31 protein-coding genes are annotated in these 20,084 nt (G+C 63.0%); 9 read left to right on the forward strand and 22 right to left on the reverse strand.

Annotated elements, in window-relative coordinates:
- The first annotated feature begins 441 nt into the window (after positions 1-441).
- Positions 442-945: a hypothetical protein gene (locus tag HPC46_RS27385; protein WP_233716761.1), complete on the forward strand. Its 504-nt coding sequence runs from the start codon at positions 442-444 to the stop codon at positions 943-945.
- 4 nt (positions 946-949) lie between these two features.
- Here the strand turns inward: HPC46_RS27385 and HPC46_RS27390 are convergent, their stop codons facing one another.
- From HPC46_RS27390 to HPC46_RS27405, 4 genes are all read right to left on the reverse strand, one after another.
- Complete coding sequence (locus HPC46_RS27390) at positions 950-1,336, reverse strand: thiol-disulfide oxidoreductase DCC family protein (RefSeq protein ID WP_179475333.1); 387 nt, start codon at positions 1,334-1,336, stop codon at positions 950-952.
- Positions 1,337-1,471: 135 nt separating this feature from the next.
- Positions 1,472-2,986 (reverse strand): hypothetical protein, encoded by a 1,515-nt coding sequence (locus tag HPC46_RS27395; protein ID WP_179475334.1) that lies wholly within the window; start codon positions 2,984-2,986, stop codon positions 1,472-1,474.
- A gap of 534 nt (positions 2,987-3,520) precedes the next feature.
- A complete protein-coding gene (locus tag HPC46_RS27400) occupies positions 3,521-3,778 on the reverse strand; it encodes a DUF3297 family protein (protein ID WP_179475335.1) in 258 nt (85 codons plus the stop codon).
- A 151-nt stretch (positions 3,779-3,929) separates the two neighbouring features.
- Positions 3,930-4,622, reverse strand: coding sequence for a hypothetical protein (locus tag HPC46_RS27405; protein WP_179475336.1), 693 nt, complete (start codon positions 4,620-4,622; stop codon positions 3,930-3,932).
- A 1,290-nt stretch (positions 4,623-5,912) separates the two neighbouring features.
- Between HPC46_RS27405 and HPC46_RS27410 the strand changes: the two genes are divergently transcribed.
- The 5 genes from HPC46_RS27410 (at position 5,913) to HPC46_RS27430 (ending at position 9,369) form a co-directional block, all read left to right on the forward strand.
- Positions 5,913-7,391, forward strand: a complete 1,479-nt coding sequence (locus tag HPC46_RS27410; protein ID WP_179475337.1) for an autotransporter outer membrane beta-barrel domain-containing protein — start codon at positions 5,913-5,915, stop codon at positions 7,389-7,391.
- A 319-nt stretch (positions 7,392-7,710) separates the two neighbouring features.
- A complete protein-coding gene (locus HPC46_RS27415; protein WP_179475338.1) occupies positions 7,711-8,040 on the forward strand; it encodes a hypothetical protein in 330 nt (109 codons plus the stop codon).
- Positions 8,028-8,327 (forward strand): hypothetical protein, encoded by a 300-nt coding sequence (locus HPC46_RS27420; RefSeq protein ID WP_179475339.1) that lies wholly within the window; start codon positions 8,028-8,030, stop codon positions 8,325-8,327. Before HPC46_RS27415 ends, HPC46_RS27420 begins: the two co-directional genes overlap by 13 nt.
- A 5-nt stretch (positions 8,328-8,332) precedes the next feature.
- Positions 8,333-8,668, forward strand: a complete 336-nt coding sequence (locus HPC46_RS27425) for a DUF732 domain-containing protein (RefSeq protein WP_179475340.1) — start codon at positions 8,333-8,335, stop codon at positions 8,666-8,668.
- A 461-nt stretch (positions 8,669-9,129) separates the two neighbouring features.
- Entirely contained in the window at positions 9,130-9,369 is a 240-nt protein-coding gene (locus tag HPC46_RS27430) for a hypothetical protein (RefSeq protein ID WP_179475341.1), read from the forward strand.
- A gap of 58 nt (positions 9,370-9,427) precedes the next feature.
- Here HPC46_RS27430 and HPC46_RS27435 read toward each other — a convergent pair whose 3' ends face one another.
- Positions 9,428-10,120, reverse strand: coding sequence for a hypothetical protein (locus HPC46_RS27435; protein ID WP_179475342.1), 693 nt, complete (start codon positions 10,118-10,120; stop codon positions 9,428-9,430).
- Between the two features lie 268 nt (positions 10,121-10,388).
- Here HPC46_RS27435 and HPC46_RS27440 point away from each other — a divergent pair, with 268 nt between their 5' ends.
- Genes HPC46_RS27440 through HPC46_RS27450 form a run of 3 tightly spaced genes read left to right on the forward strand, consistent with a single transcriptional unit; the run spans position 10,389 to position 11,238 of the window.
- Positions 10,389-10,634 carry a hypothetical protein gene (locus HPC46_RS27440; RefSeq protein WP_179475343.1) on the forward strand — a complete coding sequence of 82 codons (246 nt, stop codon included), beginning with the start codon at positions 10,389-10,391 and terminating at the stop codon, positions 10,632-10,634.
- A gap of 29 nt (positions 10,635-10,663) precedes the next feature.
- Positions 10,664-10,933, forward strand: coding sequence for a hypothetical protein (locus tag HPC46_RS27445; RefSeq protein ID WP_179475344.1), 270 nt, complete (start codon positions 10,664-10,666; stop codon positions 10,931-10,933).
- 2 nt (positions 10,934-10,935) lie between these two features.
- Positions 10,936-11,238 (forward strand): hypothetical protein, encoded by a 303-nt coding sequence (locus tag HPC46_RS27450; RefSeq protein ID WP_179475345.1) that lies wholly within the window; start codon positions 10,936-10,938, stop codon positions 11,236-11,238.
- Here HPC46_RS27450 and HPC46_RS35610 read toward each other — a convergent pair.
- From HPC46_RS35610 to HPC46_RS27530, 17 genes are all read right to left on the reverse strand, one after another.
- Positions 11,235-11,363 carry a hypothetical protein gene (locus tag HPC46_RS35610; protein ID WP_267910015.1) on the reverse strand — a complete coding sequence of 43 codons (129 nt, stop codon included), beginning with the start codon at positions 11,361-11,363 and terminating at the stop codon, positions 11,235-11,237. The genes HPC46_RS27450 and HPC46_RS35610 overlap by 4 nt on opposite strands.
- A 2-nt stretch (positions 11,364-11,365) precedes the next feature.
- The gene (locus HPC46_RS27455; protein ID WP_179475346.1) at positions 11,366-11,554 is read right to left on the reverse strand and encodes a hypothetical protein; all 189 of its coding nucleotides are present in this window, start codon (positions 11,552-11,554) and stop codon (positions 11,366-11,368) included.
- Positions 11,554-12,117 (reverse strand): hypothetical protein, encoded by a 564-nt coding sequence (locus HPC46_RS27460; RefSeq protein ID WP_218894735.1) that lies wholly within the window; start codon positions 12,115-12,117, stop codon positions 11,554-11,556. The genes HPC46_RS27455 and HPC46_RS27460 overlap by 1 nt, the downstream gene beginning before the upstream one ends.
- A gap of 5 nt (positions 12,118-12,122) precedes the next feature.
- Entirely contained in the window at positions 12,123-12,419 is a 297-nt protein-coding gene (locus HPC46_RS27465; protein ID WP_179475347.1) for a hypothetical protein, read from the reverse strand.
- Between the two features lie 66 nt (positions 12,420-12,485).
- Positions 12,486-12,761, reverse strand: a complete 276-nt coding sequence (locus HPC46_RS27470) for a DUF7236 family protein (RefSeq protein WP_179475348.1) — start codon at positions 12,759-12,761, stop codon at positions 12,486-12,488.
- A 657-nt stretch (positions 12,762-13,418) separates the two neighbouring features.
- Complete coding sequence (locus HPC46_RS27475; RefSeq protein ID WP_179475349.1) at positions 13,419-13,763, reverse strand: DUF7572 family protein; 345 nt, start codon at positions 13,761-13,763, stop codon at positions 13,419-13,421.
- Between the two features lie 318 nt (positions 13,764-14,081).
- Positions 14,082-14,948 carry a hypothetical protein gene (locus HPC46_RS27480; RefSeq protein ID WP_179475350.1) on the reverse strand — a complete coding sequence of 289 codons (867 nt, stop codon included), beginning with the start codon at positions 14,946-14,948 and terminating at the stop codon, positions 14,082-14,084.
- A 37-nt stretch (positions 14,949-14,985) separates the two neighbouring features.
- A complete protein-coding gene (locus HPC46_RS27485) occupies positions 14,986-15,996 on the reverse strand; it encodes a hypothetical protein (RefSeq protein WP_179475351.1) in 1,011 nt (336 codons plus the stop codon).
- A gap of 233 nt (positions 15,997-16,229) precedes the next feature.
- Positions 16,230-16,463, reverse strand: coding sequence for a hypothetical protein (locus HPC46_RS27490; protein WP_179475352.1), 234 nt, complete (start codon positions 16,461-16,463; stop codon positions 16,230-16,232).
- Between the two features lie 43 nt (positions 16,464-16,506).
- Positions 16,507-16,746, reverse strand: coding sequence for a hypothetical protein (locus HPC46_RS27495; protein WP_179475353.1), 240 nt, complete (start codon positions 16,744-16,746; stop codon positions 16,507-16,509).
- Positions 16,743-16,994, reverse strand: coding sequence for a hypothetical protein (locus HPC46_RS27500; protein WP_179475354.1), 252 nt, complete (start codon positions 16,992-16,994; stop codon positions 16,743-16,745). The genes HPC46_RS27495 and HPC46_RS27500 overlap by 4 nt, the downstream gene beginning before the upstream one ends.
- The gene (locus tag HPC46_RS27505; RefSeq protein ID WP_179475355.1) at positions 16,991-17,227 is read right to left on the reverse strand and encodes a DUF7457 domain-containing protein; all 237 of its coding nucleotides are present in this window, start codon (positions 17,225-17,227) and stop codon (positions 16,991-16,993) included. The genes HPC46_RS27500 and HPC46_RS27505 overlap by 4 nt, the downstream gene beginning before the upstream one ends.
- Positions 17,224-17,493 (reverse strand): hypothetical protein, encoded by a 270-nt coding sequence (locus HPC46_RS27510; protein ID WP_179475356.1) that lies wholly within the window; start codon positions 17,491-17,493, stop codon positions 17,224-17,226. The genes HPC46_RS27505 and HPC46_RS27510 overlap by 4 nt, the downstream gene beginning before the upstream one ends.
- A gap of 232 nt (positions 17,494-17,725) precedes the next feature.
- A complete protein-coding gene (locus HPC46_RS27515; RefSeq protein WP_179475357.1) occupies positions 17,726-18,310 on the reverse strand; it encodes a hypothetical protein in 585 nt (194 codons plus the stop codon).
- Positions 18,310-18,870: a hypothetical protein gene (locus HPC46_RS27520; protein WP_179475358.1), complete on the reverse strand. Its 561-nt coding sequence runs from the start codon at positions 18,868-18,870 to the stop codon at positions 18,310-18,312. The genes HPC46_RS27515 and HPC46_RS27520 overlap by 1 nt, the downstream gene beginning before the upstream one ends.
- Positions 18,870-19,790, reverse strand: a complete 921-nt coding sequence (locus HPC46_RS27525; RefSeq protein ID WP_179475359.1) for a hypothetical protein — start codon at positions 19,788-19,790, stop codon at positions 18,870-18,872. The genes HPC46_RS27520 and HPC46_RS27525 overlap by 1 nt, the downstream gene beginning before the upstream one ends.
- Positions 19,787-20,062 carry a helix-turn-helix domain-containing protein gene (locus tag HPC46_RS27530; protein WP_179475360.1) on the reverse strand — a complete coding sequence of 92 codons (276 nt, stop codon included), beginning with the start codon at positions 20,060-20,062 and terminating at the stop codon, positions 19,787-19,789. Before HPC46_RS27530 ends, HPC46_RS27525 begins: the two co-directional genes overlap by 4 nt.
- Between the last annotated feature and the right edge of the window lie 22 nt (positions 20,063-20,084).

Raw genomic sequence — 20,084 nt, forward strand, 5'->3', positions numbered from 1 at the left:
CAGCAAATCCCGAGCCGATCAGAGCTCACCGACCGAACAGGAGGCCACCCCCGCGGCACTGACCGCCTGAACCATCACATCGAAGAATCACACGACGACGTCGTACACCACGCCCCTGGACTTGACCTTTCCCGCCGCTGTGGTGGATCGACCTCCCCCGGCCGTCGCGGTCGAACGACCTCGTGGACCTGGTTCCTGCACTCGCGGCGGCAGCGTGGTCGTTCTTGGTCATCGCCGAAACCGTCCGCGATCCATCACTCAGCAGAGCCATCCACCACGCCATCGACACGATTCTCAGCAGAGCCGAACGCTCGCTGCACCATTGAGGGTCTACTCGTTGCGCTGAGGCGCCGTCCGGGGGCAGGTCGGGTAGCGCCCTACTCGCAGCGGCCGGCGGCTATCGCTCTACGTTGGCCTCAAGTGAGCAGATCGGGGGCTGTGATGGCAATAGAAAGTTCGACGTTGATGCGGCTGCTGGCGGGCATCGACCCGCGGCTGTGGGAGGTGCTGTTTCCACCGCAACCGCCCTGGGTGGGTAAGAGCCACGGTCCGGTGCCAGATCCGTGGAGCGATATCCAGCTGCAAGTTCAACTCGCGGCTCGCGATGTCACGCGACGGATCGTGGAGGCTGCAGCCGCCGTCAGCGCACAAGGGGGTGACGGCGCCGCCGTGATCAAACGATCGGTCGACGAGTGGGTGCGGGTTGACGACGGTGACGGCACCGGCAAGATCCCGCGGAAGCTCTTCTTCCCGCCGCTGTGGCCCTACGATCCGCCGCGGCCACCGCGACCGAACGAATTGGTCGACATCGTCCCGGCGTTCGCGGCAACTGCGTGGTCGTTCTCGACGCTCGCCGACACAGTCCGCGATCCGTCGCTGAACGAAGCAATCGGTGCGGCTGTCGACGCCATCGCCGACACAGCGGCAGGCCTGCTGCAACGGTGAATCCCTAAGCGGCCGTGCACCGTTGGGGATCAGATTCGCAGAGCGGCGTGACTCCGCGAAAGCGGTACCGGTGGGTGGCGACCCACCGATAGACCATCTCCTGGACGGGTCCGACGCCCGGGATGCTGTAGGCGAGGAGCGGCAACCGCGTTCCCAACGCCGTAGAGACCGCGGCGTTGATCGCCTTCGCTCCTTCGAAAACGGCGCCGGACGAGTCGAGCCACCACGACGACTGCACTAGCCGTTCGGCATCGACTCCGACACGTTCACGGACGCCGCGGCCCTGCATCGGCTCGGTGGCAAGCCGTCCCGTGCGGTTCAGGCGCAGCAGGCCGTTGCGGACGCGGGTGCACATTCCGCAGTTTCCGTCGAAGACGAGGACGCCATCCATAGGTTCATTGTGCCTCTGGCGACCATCCAGGCGGAGAGCGGCGCAGCGAGTCGGCCGAATAGCAGTGCCGGCACCGGAATTCGGTGGCCCCGGGGCGGGCCGGAGCCACCGAATCCGGCTTCTTCGATCTAGCTGTTACTGACCGTTCTGTCCGTCCGCACCGTTGGTCGTGGTACCTGTACCACCCTTGCCGCCGACGCCTGGCCGGCTGCCGACCACGCCCATGCCACTGCCGCCGTTGCCACCCTTGCCGCCGGTGCCGATCCCGGTGACCGACGTGCCCTTGCCGCCGGTACCGCCGGGGCCACCGGAGCCGATGTACGCGCCACCACCGCCGCCGTTTCCACCGAGGCCGCCGGTGCCATTTCCACTGACGCTCGTGCCGCCACCACCGGTGCCGCCCTTGCCGCCGTTGCCGGCGAATGTGCCACCGCGGCCGGCATTTCCGGCGTCGCCGCCGACGCCGTTACCGGTACCGGATGTGCCGCTGCCGCCGGTGCCGCCGTTGCCGCCGTTGCCACCCAGGCCAGAAGCTCCGCCGCGGCCGCCAGTTCCGCCGGTTGCCGTGCCGTCGGTTGAGATGACCGAACCGCCTGCGCCACCGTTGCCGCCGTAGCCAACGGCTCCGGACACACCGCCGTCGCCACCGTTGCCACCGGTGGTATCTCCCGCCACGGACACGTTGGAGCTGCCGTCACCTCCGTTACCGCCGTTACCTGCGAACTGGCCACCGGTTCCGCCGTTGCCGCCGTTGTAGGGGGTGCCCAACACCGGATCGACGTTGCCGTTACCACCGTTGCCGCCATTGCCGATTCCGCCGGAGTTACCGCCGTCGCCGCCGTTACCGCCGAGGACGCTGCCGTCACCGCCGTTGCCGCCGTTGCCGTAGAAACCGCCGTTGCCGCCCTTACCGCCGTCAGCGATGGCCAGCGGATTCCCGGCACCACCGTCGCCGCCGTTGCCGTAGATCAGACCACCGTTGCCACCGTTGCCGCCGACGACACTCGTCCCGCCATTGCCGACCAGGCCGGCGTTGCCGCCGTTGCCGTTGACCAACGCGTTGCCGCCGCTGCCCAAGAACAAGCCGCCATTGCCGCCGTTGCCGGCGAGCACAGCGTTGCCGCCGTTACCGATGAAGCCCGCGTTGCCGCCGTTGCCGCCGGCCAGACTGTCGCCGCCGAAGCCGTAGAACAGCCCGCCGTTGCCACCGTTCTGACCGGGTAGGACACCGGCCGCGCCGTTGCCGATCAAGAATCCGCCGTCCTGGCCGGGAAGCACGCCGTTGCCGACCATTCCGGCGGTGAAGACCAGAGTGAGCGGGTTGGCCAGGATCGGCGTGATGAAGGTGTTGAACGCCACCAACGGATCGAGGCCGGGCACACCTGGCGCCGCGTTCGCCTGCAGCAGTTTCTGTGTGACGGCACCGGCCCCGGAGTCGCCGACCAGTGCGGTGGATGTGGTGGGCAGGTCAGCGCACACCGGTGCAAGAGTGCAGGTTGGCGCGGCTGCTGCGGTGGCTGCGCCAAATACCCCGGATACCCCGGCCGTTAGGGCCGCACCGACCATGACGCCACCGGCGGCCCGTTTGACGACCATTGCGCCAGCGGAGCCTTCCTTGCGGTGTTTGCCCATGACAATTACTTCGGACATGGTTAATTCCCTTCGAAGTCCGGATCCCCCGATCCGGTGATTCATTCACTGATCGATGTGACATAGCTGGAGGCATAGAGGCACCCAGCTAGGCAGATTGGACCCCCGGCCACAGCGGCTGCGCCTCAACAGCTGTGATCAGTGCAGAAGCTCCGTAGACGCGGGCCCACTTCCCATCCCCTGTCCCCGCCTAAGCGCTGCTGAAGCGGGACAGGTGTGACGGTAACAGTTAGCTGGCGCATGAATACAAAAATTACGTCAATAGTTTCTACGAGTTTTGACGCCGAATTTGACGCATACGACAAAGAATAGCTGGGGTTGCTTGCGTCATTAATTAAATCTATTTGCGTCGTCAATTGGGTCTGCGACGGAGACAGCTATTCGCAGCATGGCCACGCCAACCAACCCCGGCCGATAGCCGGTTCGGCCTTGTTCGCCTCGGCCTGAGAAGTGGGCCAGCGACGGTGCTACGAGAGCGACAGACTGAATGCGGGGACGGCTGATCGCCGCCCCGGCAGTAACCCCGGGCGGCCGCTATCCCGCTGGGCGGAAATAAGGTTCAACCGTCCCGCTGAGCTTGACGACCATCGGATTTCCGCGACGATCCTTCGCGGTAGGGACTTCAACACGCACCCAGCCCTCAGCCACGTTGTATTCGTGAACGTTGGTCTTCTCGGAGCCGTTGAAGCGAATACCCACGTCGCGCAGGAGCACCTCTTCGTCATAGAAGGGGCTGCGCGGGTCGATGGAGAGGTGATTCGGTGGAACGTCTGGGATCTGGTCCTCGGTCATGATGGCTTTCGTTCAACGCTGCGTTGGGTTCTCGTCAGTGATTCTCCAAGAACCTACGCGACCCGGTTGAAGCGGGTTACGTGGACCTAGTTGGACAACTTGCCCCGCTCTAACGGTGGACCGCACCCGTCGTCGGTGCAGTCGGCGCAGCTCACTGCTTCAGGGTGCCGCCCCACGGTGCGAGCGTGAAGCCATTGGCTCCGCTGGTGCAGCTCACTGATCCCTGGTAGCCCACGGCACACCACGCATCGCCGTTAACGATTCGGTGCCCTTCGGACACGTCCCCGACGTCGCGGGTGAAGGCCAAGGTGTCAGATCGAACATACTCGCCGGGTTGGTTCGGACCGGCCACGGTTTGAGTGGTACCCGGCGGCGGCACCGGGCAACGCAAGTCACCGCAATCGAAGGAGGCGGCTGGGCTGGGCAGCGACTGCGAACTGGGGACGGTGTCGCAGCCGACCGTGCCGTCGGGTCCGATTCCACAGCCGTACTGCACGGCCCGCAGGCTGTCAGCCTTGGGCCCGCTCAGGCCCTCCGGGCCGAAGAACGGCTTGAAGAAGACCCAACCAGGATCGTCCGGATCAGTGAAGTTGCCCTGCGCCACCGGCCACTCCTGCTCGGGCTTGCCCACACACGAATTCGACGACTCCGGGTCCAGCGGATCACACGCACCATTATCGGTTGGTTGTGCGAAGGCGGCCGCCGGGTGCAGGAGGGTGGTGACCAACACCACGGCCAGCCCGCCCGACGCCGACCCGTCCTGCAGCCAACGGATCAGTGGCAGTCCCCCACCACGGCGTTCGCCGATCCGCGAGAAGCGTCGAGAACCTCTGTCAACCGTCATCGCCCGATCCCCCGTGCTGTCCGGATAGTCCGCTCAGCATCACCGTAGAGCCCCCGCCCAATCCCAGGAGGCCAAATTGCAGCGGAACAAGAAAGCGCGCCCGACCATCACCGGCCGCACCGATCCCCGATGCTGCCGATCGTCTGCCGTATTCAAGCCGGGGTTACGTTGGCTACCGTGCTTGGCGGGGTGTTGGTCAGCTCGACATCGTCCAGCGCGACGACTCGACCTTCCGGGATGCTTCTGATGCGGCATAGCGACGTTCCCGCATAACTAACCAGCCAAAGCTGCACGTGGAGAAGGAAATCGGTCCGCAACTGCGAATCGGCGACTGGAAGTTGTTGTTGTGCAAGCGATGTGGTTGAGCGGGCGACTGTCGTCACGGTCGCGGTGGACCATCCGTCGACGGGCTATGGCCCTAGTGCCGAGATCGGCACCACATGAACTCCATCGGTTCGTTTTCCACCACCGCCGGTGAGGCCCGCGCAGGAATGGAGACCTCCTTATCTATGGACACCTGGCCCGGGCAATGATGACCTTCCTCACTAGTCGTCACACGCGGGCAGTGGCTTAGGTGGGCTCTATGCGAGAAGCTGGCAATTAGCTGCCGGTTGCCTGTTCGCTGGATAGAGGGGGCTAGCCGTGACAGTTAAGCAGGGCCGCAACGGGTCGGGTCGGCATCGGGCACGGGTACCTCGACGTCAGCCGTATGCGTGGTTAGGGGCAGGGGCATTGACTCTCGGGGTGGGTGCAGCACTGGCCAGCGGGTCCGGTGTCGCGCACGCCGATGCCTCGCCAGGAACCGGCCACTCCGGACGAAGCACCACGTCTGGCGCTCATCACCCTGCGGGGGGAGCCGATTCCGTTACGAACTCTGCACCAGCCCCGGCCGCGAGTTCCTCTGCATTCACGGGGACGACAGTTGCATCTCTGAAGAGCCTTCCCGCTACCAAAACCGCTCGTCGTAACGCTTCTGCGGCAGTCATCCAGCCAGGAGACAACGCGAGTACCGCGATGACATCCACACCAGATGGCGCAGGCGTCGAAAGGTCCGTTCCCAGCACTGTGGCCAACACCAATGGCGGTATCGAGACCACTTCAATCGTCGTGGTCTCGCCCACGACGGGTTCGGTGCGTACAGTTCTCGCACCGGCGGCCCGTCCGCTTGTAGTGGCGTCAACGACCAGGACGCCCCTCCCCGCCGCTGTAGCGGCCGCGTCGAGTTGGTCTCCCTCACCCTTGGCACCGATTGGCAAGGTCTTTGTTGGCCTCCTGTTGTCCGTGGGTGGCATGAACACCAGTAACCCGAAACCTGCCAACGGGTTCCAACAGTTCCTGTATTCGCTCGCCAAGAGCATCAATGACATTCTTGATCCGGCACCCGAACCAGGCACCCCCGTAGTGGGCATCCCAGACATCTACACCGGGGTGGTGACTGGGTCACTGGGATTTCCCGCAGGCAACGGGCTGACCTTCACCAGCACCCAGCCCGCCACGGGCACAGTGGTCGTCGGCAGCGACGGCACCTTCACCTATACCCCGACCCTGGCCGCCCGCCAGGCCGCCGGGTTGTCGACCGTCAACGACTTCACCGCAACGGTGCACGAAGGTCTTTCCAGTAGCACGGTCAGCGTGACTGTGCCCGTTGATCCGGGCACTCCTGTCGCGGGCGCGCTCACGGTGGGGACCCCCGACAGCAGCACCGGGGTGGTTACGGGCTTAGCGCTGTTCACTGACACTGTCGGACGCAGCGTGACCTACAGCGCACCCACCACCTCCACCGCTGGCGGCACCGTCATCATTAACCCCACAACAGGGGCGTTCACCTACACCCCCAGCTTGGCCGCTCGAAATGCTTCCGCTACAACCGGAGCCAACATCGATACATTTACGGTCACTGCCAACAACGGGATACGCAACGCAACTGAAACTGTTGCCGTAACAATTGTCCCCAGCGCCACCTACGTCACCATCAACCTTGTCTGGGACCCCGACTCCTCGGCGCACTGGCCGTCTGATGTCCGAAGCGCACTGCAGTCGGCCGCAAACTACCTGGCGTCCTACTTCGTGGTTTCATCGTCGGTCACGGTCACCGTCGGCTTCACCAATTATTCGGGCGGCACCTATGGCGTCTATGCGCAACCGGCCTCTAGTTGCACGAGTTCTGGATGCGAGCCCGTGGCCCGGACCAAGATCCTCACCGGCGTGGACATCAACGGTGCGGATGCCGAAGGAAGCATCAATTTCAACTACTTCCCCGAGCTTATCGGCGGCGGTGCCAACAAGGGCAGCCTTCAGGCTGTCACGATGCACGAGTTGATGCACATCCTCGGTTGGGGAACGTCGGCTACCTACAGCTCCTTCTTGACGGACATCAACGGGAATCACGTGGCGGCCGGTGATTCCACCTTTAACGCGAATCTCACGGGCGCTAACGGCGGTCTGTATTTCGGAGGACCAAATGCTGTCGCCGCCAACGGAGGACTCGTGAAGCTCTACACCCCGGATCCTTACGCGCCTGGTAGCTCAGTCGCTCACCTCGACGGTCTTCTCAACGATCCGGTCCCTCGCTTGATGAATCCGAACCCCGGCAACCCCCCGGCGAGGGTCCTCACCCCAACCGAACTCGGCGTCCTGAAGGACCTGGGCTACTCGGTCGTGCCTCAACCGGCGCTTGCCGGCTTCCTCATCCTCAACCTGGGCTTGCTAGGCAGAAAGAGATCACGCTCACGAGTGGTGCTCGGCGCTGCCTCGGATACGCGCCACTAAAGGGCAACGCGGGGCTGGCTCAGCAAGAATCAGCAGGAAACCCGCCTGGCCTTCTTCCGGCGAAGCAGACTGTGGGCGGCAGCACCCTTGTTGTGTCGGCTTAGGACAAAGTTAGGACAAACGGCCTATCGCCGGACCCCGACAGCAAAAAACCCGAGACCGTGTGGCCTCGGGTTTTTGTTGTGGAGCTAAGGGGACTCGAAATCCTTGGTTCTGACCCCTAAAAAGGTCATCTACCAGCGGAAAGACTCATCCACACATGTCCGAAACAGTTCGAAAGAGCTTCACGCGACCAGGAAAAACACTCGGGAGTGTTGACGTGGTCAACACGGTCAACGCCTCCCCCAAGCCCCACAAGAAGCCGTACACCAAGACCGTCATCGTGGTCGGTCTGATCATTCTCGCGTTCCTCGCGATCAAGCACGCGCCAACGGCGGCAGCCGATCCGGTGACGTGCCAATCCGACTACTACTCCAGCGCCACGTGGACGTCGTGCTCCGACGGCACCAGTCAGGTCTGCTACGACGGCGGGTCGTGCACCATGACGACGGCGGATCAGCGTGCCGCCGGTCGCGAGAGCCGCAGGGGCTTCTACGAGGACCTGCTCCGGGGAGCCGGATTCTGCAACGTGGTCGAGTGCGTGAAGTGATGAGCGCCGACCGTACGAAGTTGCTCGTTGCCGTGATGGTGGTTGCTGGTGCACTGGGAGTCGTCGGCTGCGGTAGCGATCAGAAGTCCTACGACTTCGGTCACGACAACCTGGTTTATGCGGCACGCCCTCTGTGGCGCGCTGCCCAGTCCAACCCAGCGTCCTTCAATGACGTCCGCAGCATCGAGGATGCCTGCAAAATTGCCTTCGACACCGATCCCGCCAAAGGGGGCTACGACTCCGATGATGTCGTCAAAGGGTGCGCTGACGCGCTGAGGGGAAAGTGATAACCATGCTCAAGTTCGTAGTCGCGACGCTGGCCGCTACGGGGATCGCCTTCGGTACAGCTCCAGTGGCATCGGCCTCCGAGGACGCTTTCATCCAGGCGATCAGCTCACTGAACTACTACGCGATCGACTGTCCTGGGTGTGCCCAGGATGCGCTCAACGTCGGATACCGGGTGTGCAAGGCGTTCGACTCCGGTGGCCAGAGCGCGGCGATCCAGGCGGTCCAGAAGGCCTACAACGGGCCGGGCCAGTCGAACGCGGAGTACCACGCGACTCTGTTCGCTACGTACGCGGCGCACGAACTGTGCCCACAGCATGACGGCGAAATTGGACCGGTGTGACCGGCGCAAAGTAAGGACGACCCGGGCGACCAAGCACGACGTGCAACCCAGATCTCGCCCGTCGCCGGGGGCTCAATTTAGGACGGCCCCGCTCCCAGGATCACTGGAGCGGGGCCTTCTTCTATCTGGATGATTAGGGGGCAGGTGGACCGAGCGTCGGCGTAACCAGTTCGCCGTGTGAAGCCACCTCGACCCAATAGTCGGGCGCGAAGTAGTTGGAGACGAGGTCAGTCCGCTTTAACGCGATCTTCAAGACTCCACCTTCGACAATCTCGAAAGTGTGGTCGTCGTCGTACGTGCGCTCTGACTGACCCTTGGGATTCTTGAAGAGAACTGTGAATGGCATGCAGTGAACGCTTCCAGAGAAGTGTTCTTCGCGAAGGCAAATGGCGAAGTGCCATCGACATACGGTCGTCGTCGCAGGCCTACTTCTCACGGGCGACCGTGGGTACTTTTGACTGATGACTGAAGGAACTGTGACTAGCAAGAGCACCGCCGTGGCGGAGCTGACCGAACTCGCTCGCCAGGCCGCACATGGGCTGATGAAGGGAGGCCACCTCGACATGTGGGAAGACGGGAAGGCTGCTCTGAGGCAGCGCCTCGACATCCTCGAAGCCGCCGAGCGGGCGGGAATCCCCATTGACCCCGCAGCGGAGGGCATCGGCAGGATCTACACACGCGCTGAGGTAGACGGCGAGTAGCCCGACAATGCACAGAAGCCCCGCTCCGGCCTAGAGAGAAAGCGTCGCGTCAGAGGCGCTAGTCCGCCGGTACGAGCTTCTCGCAGAGCCACAGCAGGCTGTCGTCGTCCACCGTGGCAACAACACCACGAAGGCATTGATCGACCGGGACGTTGCCGCGTAGGTCGCCAAAGGGGTCAGGTAGATACTCGGCGGGTCGATCGAAGACGACCGCAGACAGGCACCAGTCCAGAGAGTTCCTGATGTACCCCATCCCCGATTGCGAGGCTCGAACCTTGTCGGCGTCAGGCCAATACGGTCCGCCGTTGTCGCTGATAAACACATCGACATGGCGCACCCTGCCGTCGGCAGGCAAGGGCACAATGCCCTTCATGGCCTTTTTGAACGGCCTGTCGGAACCACCAGCGGCGGGCGCACCCGGTGCGAACGCATCGGGCTCCACGCTGAATCTCACGACGAGCTTGGCGTGGTCGCCAACCGGCTGGCCCTCGAAGTGCAAAGGCAACATGCTGTCGGGAGTGAGCCAGCGTCCCCCGGCGGCGGCGGCGCGGTCAGCGCGATCCTGATTGGTGCGCTCACGGTCGAAGCGAAAGTGAGCCTTGCCGATGTGCTGTGGCCTGGGGTCTGGGCCGTGCATGCTGACCTTCATCAGTTGAGCCGCCGGATTCAACGACTTGATGTAGAACGACGTCGTAGTCCACTCGATGAACCAATGCAATCCGTCTATGGCCGTGCCGTCGTTGGTGGCCATGAACCACTCAATACGCGGATGCTGGTCCATTCCTGGGTAGCCGTCCCACCCCGGATATGGCGGTTCGTCAGACATTGGTTGCTCCCGTCGGCCTGGACCCACTTCCAGCAAGAGTGACACCCGACGACGCTTACCCAGCGACGCCACGCCAGCTAGAGATGCCCGAACTCCACAGAGGCGCACGGCCAGCCAGGGGACCCGAGGCACCGGGTACGAACGGCTCGCCGCAGTTCGGGCACGGTGGCTTTTTCGTGTCTGAGGTGACTTGATGAGCGAGACTGCGGCAGTGGACGACATCTGGGTTCTGCGGGCCACCTTCCTCGGCGAGCACCACCGGGAGTCCACCCACTCGGGACCCGAGGAGGCCCGAGCGCGCTTGGAGCAATGGGTCGACGACTTCGAGGTCCGTGACGCCTACGAGGCGGAGTTGGCGGTGGAGTCCGTATCCGACGGTCTCTTCGCGTCCGAGCAGGACGGCGACATGGTGACCTGGACGATCCGGCGTCGGCCCTAGCTGTCTCCTGAGGCGTCTACCGTGTCGGCATGGCTGAGGTCGGCGACGTGGTTCGGGCGGGACCAAACAGGTGGATCGTCAAGCCGCCGACGCACTGTCGCAACGGCCATGAGCTGAAGCCGGGCAACGTCCTCGTCGGTCACCAGCCGTGCCGGGGTCACGGCACGGGGCACACCATCTGGCACTGCCTGACGTGCTTCAGGGAGGAGCCGCCGACGTACGGACCGGCGCTCGGTCCTCACTGCAAGATCCTCGACGGACCGGCGTTGGTGCGGATCTCCAACCGAGAACGGAGCTAGCGGTGGCCAAGATCCTGAACACCTTCGCGGCGGTCGAGCGTTACGAACTGGTGCGAGCTGGCGGCGGGGTCGACCCCGAGGTGTCAGCCGAAGCGGTGCGCCACGCCTGCCGGATGCCGGAAGAGCCGTGGACGGGGATCTACGCCAAGATTGCGGATGCGACCCAGCCGATCATCGCCGAAAAGTCCCACGGCCTCTTTGCGGCCTGCGGGACCTGGGTGAGGGTGTACCTGCCGCAGCCGTTTGACTCTGAGGACTCCAGGGCCTGCCCGCAGTGCGTCGATGCCGTCGGGGTGAAGGGTTAGAGCTTCTGCTCCTCGATCTCGACGAGGCGCTCCAGGAGCTGGCGGATGGCGGCGATATCGGCCTTGAAGGCCTCGACGTCGGCCATGAGGTTTTTGGCCTCCGGCGGCAAGGAGAACACACCCACGGTCAGTCCTTCGGGTGCCGGATGCGCTCGACACAGAGGCCGATGGTGAACCAGGAGACTGCGACGATGCCGATTGCCAGGCCGCGTCCTACGTCGAACTGGTTGGTGGCGTTGGTTCTGGCGACGATCACCGTGACCCACAGGAACAAGCACAGGGCGATCGTCGGGTAGTACTTCCAGTTCGGGTTCATCACGGACGTGCCTCCGACTGAATCTGAGTGCAGCGCGGGTACTGGTTTTCTTCCCGCGCCTTGATCAGGTCAACGCGGTCCTGGCGCAGTGCTGCCCGAGCCTGCTGAAACTGGTACAGGGCAGCCTGATTGAGCCCCGCGCTGTTGTCAGCTACTGCCAGGTTGTCGACCAGGGAGTCCCAGATTGCCTCTCGCCGAGTGTCGAGCCGGTCGAGCGCGTCGTTGTAGCCGACCCTCGTCGTCAAGACCTCCACCACCTGCTTGAGGCAGTCGTTGTTCTGGACGGAGTATTCCTTGGTGTCCTTCGCTTGACGCTCCACCTCGTTGGCGGTTGCCTGTGTGCGCCAACCGATCCAGCAGATGATCACGGTCGCGATGCTGGTGTAGACCCAGAACCGCGTGCTGAACCGGTACGTGCCGTCAGCCCTCTTCTTGAACACAGGGACCTTCCTTGTCGTTCGGTCGCGGTAGTACTTGCAGTAGATGTGGTGCACGCCGACGCCAGCGAGGAAGGACAGCGGCGTCTGCCACGTCCAAAAGCCCTCCAGCAGGCCGATGATCATGTTCATCAGCCGCGCTCCTTGTCTTCGTCGACCTCTTCGGTGACCGTGACCGAGCCGTCCGGGTTGGTCGTGATGGTCCGTCGTGGGGAGTTCTTGTTCTTGCGGTCGATCGCCTCATTGGCGAACCACACACCGAAGCTGGCGACCAGGATCTGGTCGAGGACCGGAGGCGGTGTCGGGTCACGCCATTGGAAGACAGCCCACAAGGCGGTCAAACAAAAGATGCCGACAGTGGTGGGCTTTGTGCCCTTCAGGGGGTTCTTCAGCGCCACTGCTGTCTGTCCCTTCTCGTCAACGGGCACAGGCCCATCCGCACTAAAGAAGTGCGCCACAAATGAGCCGCCAGCAGTGCTGTCGTGCTTGGGGTGTTATGCCGCTTCCGGTCGCTTCGGTCGCTTGCCGATCAGCGGGTTGTAGGCCCGCCAGAGCATTCCCGAGTAGAGGTTGGGATCAGGGAAGCCGTTGACGTTGTAGACCTCTTTGTCCTGGCGGGCCACCATCTGCTCCTCGGTGAGCCAGCAGTACTCCTCGGACAGTGCCTCCACGCCCTTGATGCCGCGAATCTTCCGGTCCCGCTTAAGCAGAGCTGTGGCCCGCGCTTCGAGAATCCAGTCGACATCTCGCGTGATTACGCCGAGTGCCACAGTTCATCTCCCGTCGTTGAGCACATCTCCAGCCACTCATCGAGGGCGCCGAGCCGTTCAAGCCTCGCGAAGTGAATGCGGCAGAGGCGGTGCATGAATTGCGGCCTGCTGCAATCAGGTCCCACACATGTCAGAGCAGAGGTGCCGTCCTTAAGGAGCTGGCTCTCGCTGCGTTGGAGCTGCCGCTGATAGTGCTTGGTGCACATCCCTCGCGTCGTTGAAGGAAGCTCGCAACCGCTCTCCGAGCAGATCAGACTCTTCTGAAGCTTCCGACGCTCTCGTTGGTAGTGCATCGTGCACAGGCCACGTGCGATGTGCTTCCTGTCGCAGCCAGGCTCCGAACACTTCTGGTGCCAGATGGAAGGCGGCTGGGTACTTTTGGTGTCGCTCCAGGAGTACTGGTCGAGGATGCCTCGTCGCACTGCTCGCTGATAGTGCATCCGGCACACCCCATTGCCGTAATGTGCTCCAATGCATTCGGGGACAGAGCACCCTTCGCGTCTGGCCGGTCGCGCCTTGGGGTGGAGCCGGAGAGTCCCGTTCCTCTTGGCTTCCAGGTGGTGCTTGTTGCACAGGCCACGAACCCGGTGCGGATGATCACAGTCGAGGACAGAGCAGAACACGTGAGCGTGAACGACTGCCCAGTGCACCATGCCGCTAGTGCTCCTCCGGGGTTGGCTCAGGCTCGGGGGGTCCGGGTTCCGGGTCGGGAGTGGGCTCAGGCTCGGGATCTTCAGGTGTCGGCGGGGGTTCGACGACGGTGTAGCCGAGGCCTTCGAGCGCGGCCTCCCACGTGGTGCCCTCGTCGTACTTCTTGATGGATCGCAGCCCGTTCGCCGCCAGGCCAATTTCGTTGGCCTCATAAACCTTCACGGCCTTGGAATGCGGAAAGTCGAGCTTGGACACCACCAGGTACGTGGGGGGTTCAGTGTCGAGGCGGTAGTGCCGGGACTCGGGCACCCATCCCGACATGTCGGTGTCGAGCTTCGTTGCGGTTGTCATGCGTTACTCCTTAGTTAGACGGATCAGAGGGTGCCCCAGCCGTTTCGGTTGGAGTGGTCTAGTGGTTCGCCCTAGTTGTCACTTCTGCCAGGCGTTGGCAGGTACCTTTGAATTCTTTGAGCCGCAATTTGCATGCAAGCCCGAAATTGGCTTTATACGGCCAGTTAACGCTTCACGAAGGCCGGGATGTCGTGCTCCAGGACGACCAGGCAGTCGGCGCAGGCCAGCAAGGTCTGATTACCGATGACGTGGATCTCGATGTAGGTGTGCGGGCACATGTTTCGGTTCTCTCTATCGAAAAATGTTGCTACAGGCGGACTACAGGGTTTCCTGTGCGTTCTGGCTGTCGATCCAGTTGCGCCAATCAGTCACGGCCAGTAGCAGACTCGTGGCCAGCATGACCGAGGCAGTCGCGTTCGCTTCCGTGACGTGTTCCGGTGTGAGCCAATGGGCAGTGCGGTGACGGTTCAGGCGTCGAGGCGGTGTACCTCCGAAGCGCCAAAACTCGTAGAACCGCAAGGTGGGCTGGAACGCGAGCGCGACACTGGTGAGTTCGTCCTCGAAGCGGGAGTCCTTGATCGTGGCGACGATCCGCCCGTACTTCCACTTTGGGTCCATCGTGCGTCTCACAATGTTGTCGGCGATGTTGACAGCCAGGCTCTGTGCAGACGCGAAGCGACCCTCGACCAAAACCGCCACCGCTTCGTCAATCAGGACGCTCAGGTCAGCCACGGTGTAGTGAAGTGTTCGAGAATCGAGAGCAGCTCGGCAGTCGTCGGCGATGTCCAGGCGGTTGTCGGCCACGACTCTTGCTCGGTCCTCGTAGGCGTCTTCCTCCAGGATCTTGTGGACGATCTCCGCCCGTGGCACGTACGCGATCGGGATGCCGTCTTGGAGAACCTGCCAGGAGTTGTTCAGCCGACTGCCGTCGCGAGGCCAGTTCGTCGGCAGGTTGTCCATCAGGCGTCTGTGCAACGACGACGTCAGCTTCACCATCTCGACCAGTAGCGGGGACGTCTCCTGCCACCACTCATCCAGACGAGCGACGGTCGCCACCCAACGAGCGACGGTCTCCTCGGTTGGCTGGTCCTGCGGAAGCAGACCAGACAGCTCAGGCGTGGTCAGCATCTCCCTCGGGTCCACCGGCTGGAGGTAGATGTCATCGTCGTCTCCATCGTCGGTCACGACCCTGATTATCCCTGTCATTCGGTCACCATGGTTCTCATCGGTGCGTCTTGAGACGGCGGGCCAGATCGGCACGCTGTTCGGGTGTGAAGTCCTCGATCGGACTGCGCCAGGCGACTGGTTCAGGGTCGCTCGGTGTGAGGTCGGCGACCAACGCCTTCCGGTACGCCTCGATGAAGCCGGTGTAGTTCTGGCGAAGTGTGAAGGGCTTGTCGATCTTGCGCGCCCACTTCCTGGCTCCAGATTGCCCGGAGAAGGCCCAACGGAGGGCGTCGAGGGTCTCTGGTGCGGAGAAGCGGTCCACGGCCACCAGGAGGCGGCTGGACGTCAGTTGGCTCGGGCGGGAGCCAACCGTCAACGGACGGTGGCCATCCCGGACCCGAAGCTTGTCCAACAGCTCCAGGATGTCCAGGGCTTGCTGCTCCAGGTCTGGGTCGGCCAGAACGGTCTTGCAGTGCTCGAAGGTGTACTGGTTCGCGGTGAGGATGTTCCTCCGCCCAGGGGTACGGCCACCGTTGCCCTCAGTCCCTGGCTCAACCTCTTGGACATCCTCTGGCTGATTGAGTGCTCCGCCGCGAGGCGGAACTCTCTCCGAAGGAGAGTCAAATCCAATCCCAAAGTCTTCTAGATCTTCTGATCCAAGAAGTTCTTCAATCTTCTGATCTAGATCTTGGTAATTCTTTGTATTACTCGCGCACGTTCCTGCCCGTAGGGCAAGAACTTGCCCGTCTCCCGACCTGGCCTTATGTCCCGAGACCGGCTGGAGGGCATAGTGACTCGGCACTGGCTTGCCGGAGCCGTCGTGCCAGTACTTCACTTCAAGCAAGCTGTCACGTTTGAGGATGGCCACGGCATTGTTGAAGGTCCGCTTGCAGACTTCAGCCTCGGCGGTGATCCGGTCGACCCGGAGGATGCCTCCGCCGAGGGTGTGGATGGCCAGTGCCACTCGGACCGTCGTGGGCTTGTGCTGACCGGCGTAGGCCTTCACGTAGTCCGTCGACCACCGGGCGCTGACACCGTTCTGGCGAATCTTGTTGGGTGCTACCATGAGAACGTCTCTTTGTTTGTAGGTACGGACAGGGTGGGACCTATCCGGCTGTTGTTGGCTCCAGGGGAGCCGCCTACTTGGGTGTGAGACTTTCGAGGCCCCGGCGGTTGTCCGCCGGGGTTCTCGCATTTCAAGAGTACTGCCTTGTCGGCGCTTGGATGATTTTCGGAAGATGTTGGCACTAAGCCTATTTGACTGTTTCTGACGGTTATTTGTCGACTTCTGTAGGTGTACTACAGGGTTGAGATGTACTGCTGCGCCGCGTTCTTCGCGGCGTCCTCGCTGTCGAAGTACTGAATGCCGAGGCCGGTCATCGACAACATCCAGGCTCCTGGGCGCTTCACGGACTCGACGACCATCGCGGAGTACTCGCCCGCCTCTGTGCTGAACTCGGCCATCTGGACGGTGCCGGGGGTGTCTCCGGTGCGGTACTCGACGGCTTCCCAAGTGGTCTCGGTGGCGTTCATGGTGGTGATGATTCCCTTCGTCGTGGAGACCGTTGATGGCCTCCTACGCCTTCCTGGTGCTCGCGATGGAGTTGGCAGTGTGGCGCTCCTGGCAGATCCGCCTGATTGCCTGCTGCTGTTCGCGGATAGTGGTGCGCCACTGCCCATAGCGCGCCTTCCGAGCATCAGCGACACCGGCAGCAGTGTCGTCGTAGGCAGCACCGGAGGAGATCTTGAGCTGACGCGGGACTCTGTAGTCGAGCCACTTGTCGGACTTGGCCTGACACTCGTCGCAGAGCGTCATACCGCCCACCAGAACCCTGGACGCAGCGTGAAGATGTGGTCAAGCGTGTAGGGAGCAGAGGGGGCCTCTACTCCGTCCCTGGGAGGCTTGGGCAGAGACCGCCAGAACTCAAGTGCCGGGCTGTCTTCCGGCAGTGAGGCGATGAACTCCTCCATGAGGTTGTCCATGGCTTCAAGCAGGAACTGTGGCGTCTCGAATCGCGATGCCATGACGGTCCACCTGCTGGTGTCATCGAACGGGTTGGTCATGCTGCCGCCCAGCTCGATTCACACGCGGCCAGAACGCAGGAGTGCCGGTCGCAGTTGGCCTTGTGGTGGGCGATGCTGCGTCGGCGGTCGATCTTCACCAGGTGCGGCTGCCGTTGATCGTCGAGCGCCCAGACAGTCGACGGCGGAGGTGCCTCCGACCAGAAGTCGAGTCCGATGGACTGACACGCGGCGAGGTTCTCCAAGGTGCGGACAGGGATCTCGCGTTGCTTCACTGTGCAGCCTCCAGCCGATCGGCCATGCGGAAGCAGTACTCGCCGACGACTCGCAGTTGGTCTGGTGTCAGCTCGTGAGCTGGACCGGCGAAGTGACCGAACCTGATGACTCCGCCACCGTCGTTGATGAAGACGTAATCCTGTCCACCAGAAGCGATCAGCAGATGACCATGCCGCCGGTTGGGCTCGTCGTAGACCACCGAGGGAGACATGGGCATCGGATGGACGTCCTCGGGCACCTCGTCGAGGTTGACGACGTCGGTCATGCGAATACCGGCCTGGATCGACGCACAGCGGGCGGACGGGGCCATCGGACTACCGGCAGCACACCAGAACGAATGACGCGGCCACAGTGGCAGACCGAGCCAGGCTGGCCGTGACCGAACCAATACGGATGGACGGCACCGACGGGATGGCCGTCGTCCTGGCAGCGGGCACGGGTCTCTAGCTCCTGGCCGTCGGTGTTGGGGTTCAGCTTGCGCAGCTCGATCATCGCGCTCACCAGCCGAACAGTTTCTCGAAGCCGGGACCGACCTTGAAGGTGCTGAACTCGACTGTCGTCTCCTGGCGCATCTTGAGAACCTGACCGCCCCAGGAGCGGACATAGTCGGTGTCCTGCTTGATCTCCAAGTCGTCAGTGTTGATGTAGCCGAGCAGCTCGAAACCGTTGTCGGTGCCGACTTCCGAGACGACGACATCGTCGATGAGCGGTTCAGACGGCTTCGGGTCGTCGGCGGGCTCGACGTGTGGCGGCATCATGTACTGCGTGATCGGGTCGAACATGTGGCCCGTGATCGTGTAGATCGTGGAGCCACTGGTCTGTTCGACCTTCACCTCCGAGACCGACATGGTCCCCTCGATACAGTGCGTACCGCCGTCGTCGGTGTTGGACCAGAAGCGAATCTGGTTGCGCTGCCGTGCACGATCACCAGGCTTGAGCTGCTGGCCGTACTGCCACGGTGCCGAACCGTTGAGCTGGTCCTGGAGGCTGACGTAGTTCTCGAAGTCCGCAAGGCACTTCTCGACGTCGATGTCGTGGCCCTCGTCAACGAGCTGGTCGAGGACGTATTCAAGCTCGGGCATCAGGCAGCCCTCCCCATCAGTTCGTCGTAGCGGAACCGACGACCGAGGGCTTCTCGGACACTGATCAACGGACCGTCGAGGCGCAGGCATTCACCGTTGAAGACGACGGCGGCGTTCTGCACGCGCAGATTGCCAAGGACGAACTGGATGCCGTCCCAGGTGAGCCGCCACCAGCCGGTGCGGGGTGAGCCGTCATCGCGCTCGTCGTCGGGCCGGGCTTCGATCAAGCCCCAATAGCGGAGCTTGGTCTCGTCGGCGCGGAGCATCTGGAGGCTGGGGATGTGAACCCAGTCGCCACCAGCCACGCGATACATGGCGATTGCGACGGAGGCCATCTGCGCGTTCAGCTTTCGGTAGTAGAGCTGGACGTGCTGATCGCACACCGGGCAGTTGACGCCTTCTTCGATGTGGTCGGCCACGTAGTCGATGCCTTCGGCGATGGTGGCCTTCTGTGGATCGAGATTCGGGGTGATGTTCACGAGGTGGAGGTCCTTGCTTCCAAGGAGGGCGTTGTTGCCCTCACCTGTTCCGGCTCCTCGTGGGTAGAAGTACAGGATCACTAGCTGGCCACCTTTTCCTGCATGGCCTGCCAACGCAGAACTCGGACCTGCGCGAGGGAGAAAACGCGGGGGTCCGAGTTGCGAATCTTCTTCGGGACGATGCCGCCCTCGTGGAGGTAGCCGTGGACGTAGACTTGCTTGTCCTTGAGCCACTCGTAGAACGTGACGCGGGGAACGTGCTCGTCGAGGGTGTCGAGGGTCTCCAGGAGCTGGGCCTCGGTCATGAGATCCCTTGTCTTGAGCGCCTGCTGGCGGTTCTCCTGGACGTCGACCTCGTGTCGGCACCGCTTGCACGTGACGACCTCCTGGCCATCCACTGCGTATAGCGGGATGGCGCAGGCAATCTCTTCGCCCTGCTCGCCATAGCCGATCGGGGTCGGGCAAGGACCAGCGAAGAGCTTGGTACGGCGGTTGATCGCGGCCACCAGACGACCGGGGTAGCCCTGGGGCTTATCGGGATCGCCAGTCAGGCCGATGATCTCGCGGTAGAGGTCTCCGGCGTCTTCGCGCATCGCTGCGGTGTTGACGTGGTGGGCCAGCCAGCGGGACATGCGCGTCGGTGTCGGGGTGTAGCCACGCGGCAGACGACTCCAGTGGAGCAGCAGCGGCCCGATGAAGTCGTGAGGAACCTTGTACTTCGGCAGGAATTGCAGGCCATTGTCGTGGACCAGCCTGCTCACCCAATCGGCCAGGAGGATCTCCACATCCGAGTGAAGGCGGCTCGCCCCGAAGTTGATGACTGACCGCGTGTCTTGGTCGCTGTGACCCACGACTTGGTGGAGCCGGTCTCTCTTTGTGATGGTGACTTGCAGCTCCGAAGTGAGCCACGGAATCTCGCCGAGGCCATCTTCCAGATACTTGATGTGGCGGGAGCAGAGGAACAGCCCGGACTCGGCTCGGCAGACTTTGCACTGGCTCATAGGTTCACCACGCGGCGGGCGGAGGTGCGAGTCAGCCCACTGTCACCAGGACCCAGCGGGATGATCGCCTGCGGCTTCGGCTCTTCGCGAGCGACGGTGTTGGCCCAGATGTTCAGGCACTCTTCGAGGTCACCGTCAGTGAGACGCCAGTGTCTGCCGATTTTTCGGCCAGGCAGTCGCCCCAGGCGGAGCTGCTTGATCAACCAGGGCTCGGAAGGAGCACCAAGCTTTTCGGTGGCCTCGGCGGTGGAATAGGTCAGGGGTGTGAGCACGGAGGGTCCTTGTCGATCGAGA

Origin of the sequence: Mycolicibacterium vinylchloridicum (assembly GCF_013404075.1) — a bacterium.
Taxonomy (GTDB): domain Bacteria; phylum Actinomycetota; class Actinomycetes; order Mycobacteriales; family Mycobacteriaceae; genus Mycobacterium; species Mycobacterium vinylchloridicum.

Bases quoted from the DNA above. Each gene is read 5' to 3' on its own strand.
- HPC46_RS27525 (WP_179475359.1), bottom strand. From the start codon at position 19,790: ATGAGCCAGTGCAAAGTCTGCCGAGCCGAGTCCGGGCTGTTCCTCTGC.
- HPC46_RS27455 (WP_179475346.1), bottom strand. From the start codon at position 11,554: ATGAACCCGAACTGGAAGTACTACCCGACGATCGCCCTGTGCTTGTTC.
- HPC46_RS27510 (WP_179475356.1), bottom strand. From the start codon at position 17,493: ATGACCGACGTCGTCAACCTCGACGAGGTGCCCGAGGACGTCCATCCG.
- HPC46_RS27425 (WP_179475340.1), top strand. From the start codon at position 8,333: ATGCTCAAGTTCGTAGTCGCGACGCTGGCCGCTACGGGGATCGCCTTC.
- HPC46_RS27490 (WP_179475352.1), bottom strand. From the start codon at position 16,463: ATGAACGCCACCGAGACCACTTGGGAAGCCGTCGAGTACCGCACCGGA.
- HPC46_RS27460 (WP_218894735.1), bottom strand. From the start codon at position 12,117: ATGATCATCGGCCTGCTGGAGGGCTTTTGGACGTGGCAGACGCCGCTG.
- HPC46_RS27495 (WP_179475353.1), bottom strand. From the start codon at position 16,746: ATGACGCTCTGCGACGAGTGTCAGGCCAAGTCCGACAAGTGGCTCGAC.
- HPC46_RS27410 (WP_179475337.1), top strand. From the start codon at position 5,913: ATGAACACCAGTAACCCGAAACCTGCCAACGGGTTCCAACAGTTCCTG.
- HPC46_RS27515 (WP_179475357.1), bottom strand. From the start codon at position 18,310: ATGCCCGAGCTTGAATACGTCCTCGACCAGCTCGTTGACGAGGGCCAC.
- HPC46_RS27400 (WP_179475335.1), bottom strand. From the start codon at position 3,778: ATGACCGAGGACCAGATCCCAGACGTTCCACCGAATCACCTCTCCATC.
- HPC46_RS27435 (WP_179475342.1), bottom strand. From the start codon at position 10,120: ATGGCCACCAACGACGGCACGGCCATAGACGGATTGCATTGGTTCATC.
- HPC46_RS27385 (WP_233716761.1), top strand. From the start codon at position 442: ATGGCAATAGAAAGTTCGACGTTGATGCGGCTGCTGGCGGGCATCGAC.
- HPC46_RS27405 (WP_179475336.1), bottom strand. From the start codon at position 4,622: ATGACGGTTGACAGAGGTTCTCGACGCTTCTCGCGGATCGGCGAACGC.
- HPC46_RS27430 (WP_179475341.1), top strand. From the start codon at position 9,130: ATGACTGAAGGAACTGTGACTAGCAAGAGCACCGCCGTGGCGGAGCTG.
- HPC46_RS27475 (WP_179475349.1), bottom strand. From the start codon at position 13,763: ATGACAACCGCAACGAAGCTCGACACCGACATGTCGGGATGGGTGCCC.
- HPC46_RS27440 (WP_179475343.1), top strand. From the start codon at position 10,389: ATGAGCGAGACTGCGGCAGTGGACGACATCTGGGTTCTGCGGGCCACC.
- HPC46_RS27445 (WP_179475344.1), top strand. From the start codon at position 10,664: ATGGCTGAGGTCGGCGACGTGGTTCGGGCGGGACCAAACAGGTGGATC.
- HPC46_RS27395 (WP_179475334.1), bottom strand. From the start codon at position 2,986: ATGTCCGAAGTAATTGTCATGGGCAAACACCGCAAGGAAGGCTCCGCT.
- HPC46_RS27500 (WP_179475354.1), bottom strand. From the start codon at position 16,994: ATGACCAACCCGTTCGATGACACCAGCAGGTGGACCGTCATGGCATCG.
- HPC46_RS27485 (WP_179475351.1), bottom strand. From the start codon at position 15,996: ATGGTAGCACCCAACAAGATTCGCCAGAACGGTGTCAGCGCCCGGTGG.
- HPC46_RS27390 (WP_179475333.1), bottom strand. From the start codon at position 1,336: ATGGATGGCGTCCTCGTCTTCGACGGAAACTGCGGAATGTGCACCCGC.